Raw genomic sequence first — 1,019 nt, 5'->3', positions numbered from 1 at the left:
GGCCGGTCCCCGGCCTCCACCGAGCCGTGGTGCAGCGCCGCCTGCTGCGCGACGAGGGTGAGGCCGAGGCCGCTGCCCTCGCTGGCGGGGCCCCGCCAGAAGCGTGCGAACGCCTCACGCCGGGCCCGCGCCGGGATGCCGGGGCCCCGGTCGTCGACGGTGAGGACCAGATCGGCGCCGTCGCGGCGGACGGCGACCTCGACGTCGGGGGCGTTGCCGGCCCCCCGGCCGTGGGTCAGCGCGTTGGCCAGCAGGTTGTCCAGCAGCAGCCGCAGCCCCGGCTCCCAGCCGTGCACGGCGTCGGCACCCGGGCGGGCGTCCGGCTCGACGCGCAGCCGCACGGCCGCGTCGGGCGAGCGCCTGCGCGCCTCCGCGACGGCGGCTCCGGCGATCTGCGTGAGGTCCGTGTCGCGGAACGCGTCGGCCTCGACCAGGTCGGCGCGCCCCAGGGCCCGCAGTTCGTCCAGGAGCGTGCACAACCGGGCGTGCTCCGCCCCCACTTCCCCGAGGACGTCCGCGCGCTCCCCGGCCGGCAGGCCCGGATGGTCGCGCAGGATGTCGAGGTTGGTGCCCATGGACATCAGCGGGGTGCGCATCTCGTGCGAGGCGGCGGAGGAGAACGAGCGCGCCGTGTCGAGGGCCCGGGCGGTGTGCGCGGCCTGCTCGTCGTAGCGGGCCAGCACCGTGCGGACCGTGGCGGCCAGGTCGTCGACCTCGCTCGTGCCGGTGGGGGTGTGGTGGAAGCATCCCGCACCTGCGCGGGGATCGAGGCCGTGGGTGGCGCGCTGCAGGCGGCGCAGGGGCCGGGTCGTGCCGGTGGCGATCCCCCAGCCGACGGCCGCGCCGAGCGGAGCGGCGAGCAGGGCGACGGTCACCACGCGGCGGCGCACGAGCCCGAGTTGGGTGCGGGCCGCGGTGTCCGGCGAGAAGACCCACAGGGTTCCCGCCGCCGCTGCCCCGCCCGCGGCGACCGGCCGGGACAGCGCCCGCCACTGCCGCCCGCCCCGGCCGACCAGCCG

1 protein-coding gene is annotated in these 1,019 nt (G+C 78.6%); it reads right to left on the bottom strand.

The features are described 5' to 3' along the window. On the bottom strand, window positions 1-1,019 hold a 1,019-nt coding region (locus L1885_RS28720), incomplete at both ends, for a sensor histidine kinase (RefSeq protein ID WP_235800057.1).

The sequence above is a fragment of the Streptomyces fuscigenes genome (assembly GCF_021556455.1).
GTDB lineage: Bacteria > Actinomycetota > Actinomycetes > Streptomycetales > Streptomycetaceae > Streptomyces > Streptomyces fuscigenes.
The sequence above is the reverse complement of the archived record's forward strand: the minus strand, read 5'-3'. Positions and strand labels throughout refer to the sequence as shown.